Annotated in this window: 2 protein-coding genes; both read left to right on the top strand. The window is 75.8% G+C overall.

Annotated elements, in window-relative coordinates; genetic code table 11:
• The coding region (locus tag ACWDR0_RS34760) for a thiamine pyrophosphate-dependent enzyme (RefSeq protein ID WP_456355832.1) at positions 1–1014 on the top strand (1014 nt) is incomplete at its 5' end.
• Positions 1015–1080: 66 nt separating this feature from the next.
• Positions 1081–2268, top strand: a complete 1188-nt coding sequence (locus ACWDR0_RS34765) for a helix-turn-helix transcriptional regulator (RefSeq protein ID WP_456355833.1) — start codon at positions 1081–1083, stop codon at positions 2266–2268.
• Positions 2269–2558: the final 290 nt, after the last annotated feature.

Raw genomic sequence — 2558 nt, forward strand, 5'->3', positions numbered from 1 at the left:
GTGGAGGTCCCGATGCGGATCCCGCCCCACCCTTCTCCTGGAGGCCACGCGATGCCCTCGACCGCTCCCACTGCCTCTGCCGCTCCGGGGGCCGGCCTGGAGGCGCTGATCGCCCGGATCGGGGCACGCACCCCACGCGACGGCACCCCACATGACGGCACCCCACATGACGGTGCCCCGCGCGACGGAACTCCACGCGACAGTGCCTCACGAGACGACGGCCCGCGCGACGGCGGTCCGCGGCGGACCGCACCCGCGGAGCGGACCACCGCGGCGCTGCGGCGGCGCTTCGAAACGGGCCGCCGCCGTACCAGCAAGGTCCCCACCTGGCAGTTGCGCCCCCTGCTGCCGTCCACGGCCGCGCTGTCGATGGCGGACGTCCTGGCCTCCGGCCGTGGCGGCCCGGCCCCGCTCGTCACCGTCGACGTGGGACTGGTGACGCTCTGGGTGTACCGCTATATGGCGGAGCGTCAGGAATTCGTCTGGTCGAGTTCGTTCGCCACGATGGGTTCCGCACTGCCCGCCGCCGTCGCACTGTCCCGGCTGGAACCGGACCGCCCGGTCGTCGCGGCCGTCGGTGACGGCGGGATCGCCGTCACCTTCAGCGAACTCCTCTCGCTGGCCCGGCTGGACCACCCCGTCACCGTGGTCGTTTTCAACAACGGCAAGCTCGGGGCCATCAAGTTCGAGCAGGAGATCATGGGCTGGCCGGAGTACGCGGCCGCGCTCGACAACGGCGACCTCGCCGGGCTGGCCCGCGCGCTCGGTGTGCCGGCCAGGACCGTCGCGACACCGGAGGAGTTCCGCGCGGCGCTGGTCGAGGCGCGCACCGGACGCGGGCCGTTCCTCGTCGACGCGCTCGTCGACCCGCACGAGATCCCGGCCCCGGCGCAGAGCCTGCCCACCGCCACCCAGGTTTTCGGCTACGCCTACGCCCTGGCCCGCGAGGGCGCCCGCAGGCTGCGCGGCCGCGGCCCCGAGGACGGCCCGTACCGGACGGGGCCGCAGGGCTGAACCCGTGCCGCGGCGCGCCGCGGAAACGACGAGGCTACGGACGCACTCCCGTTCTACCCTGCGGTCATGGCGCGCTACGGGGGAGCGAGACGCATCGGCCGGATCCGGGACGCGGCGGTGCGCGCGGCGGCCGCCGCGACCGACGTGGACGAGTTCTTCGAGGGAGTGATGCGGGCAGTGCGGCCGGTGCTCGGCTCCGAGGTCTGGGCGGGCATCACCGTCGACCCGGCCACGCTGATGGTCACCGGGGGCCACTACCGGCAGGCCGTACCGGTCCGCTATCTGCCGCGGATGCTGGACATCGAGTACCGGGAAGGCGATGTCAACGGTCTGCCTCAACTGGCCCGCGGCCCGGCGCCGGTGGGCGTCCTCGGCGATGCGGTCGGCGGGGTACGGGACCGCAGCCCCCGCTATCGCGACATCATCCGTCCCCTTGGGCTGACGGACGAGGTGCGGATCCTGCTGCGCGACCGCTACGGCGCCTGGGGCGCCCTGATCCTCGGCACCGGACCGGACACTCCGCCGTACGGCCCCGAGGCCGACGCGGTGGCCCGGGGGATCGCCCGGCCCTTGGGGGAGAGTCTGCGCAGACTGCACCTCGCCCGGCGCGCCGGGCGGGCCGGACCGGACCCGGCCGTCCCGGCGCCCGCGCTGCTCCTCCTCGACGCGGAGTACGCGCCGGTGCAGCTCAGCCCCACCGCCGGGCTCTGGCTGGACGAACTCCCCGCCCCCGGCGTGCCCTGCCCGGGCCGCGAAGGGGCCGGTCATGCCGGCGCGCCCTGCCCCGGCCGGGGGTGCGGCGCACCGCGGGCCGGCCGGACGGAGGGCGGGCTGCCGCCCGCGCTCTACGGTGTCGCGGCGGCCGTACGCGCTCCGGGCTCCACCGGTTTCCTCGCCTCGTGGGCGCACACCCGGAGCCGCGGCCGGGTCCGGCTGCACGCCTGGCGGCTGGAGGGCCAGGGGCCCGCCCGGGTCGCCGTCGCCGTCGAACCGGCGGGCCCCGGCGAGGAGATCGCCCTGATCACGGCGGTGCACGGGCTCACTCCCCGGGAGGCCGAGATCACCGCCCTGGTGCTGAGCGGTCATTCCACGGCGGAGATCAGCAGGCTCACCCGGCTCTCCCCGTACACCGTTCAGGAGCATCTGACATCGGTCTTCGACAAGACGGGGGTCCGCAGCCGCCGTGATCTGGTGGCCGCGCTCTTCGTCCGGCACGTCGAGCCGAGGCTGCTGCGGGAGGGCGGCGCCGCCTGACTCCCCGGCGGGGTGCGGGCCACGGGCGGTGGCCCGCACTCCGGCGGTGGCCCGGCTTCCGGGGGCGGTGGTGGCCCCGGTTCCGTCATCCCGCGCCGCGGGGTGCCTCCGGCCGTGGGCGGTGGCCCGGCACCCTCGGGGGCGGGGCGGGGGCGGCCCGGCTCCGTCATCCGCCATCGTCCGGTGCCTCCGGCCCCAAGGCCATCGGCATCCAGCCCCGCACCCTGGAACTCTGGGACCGGATGGGCCTGGTCCGCGAGATCCTCGACGCGGCCGTTCCGCTCCGCGGC

The organism is Streptomyces sp. NPDC003691, from assembly GCF_053981115.1.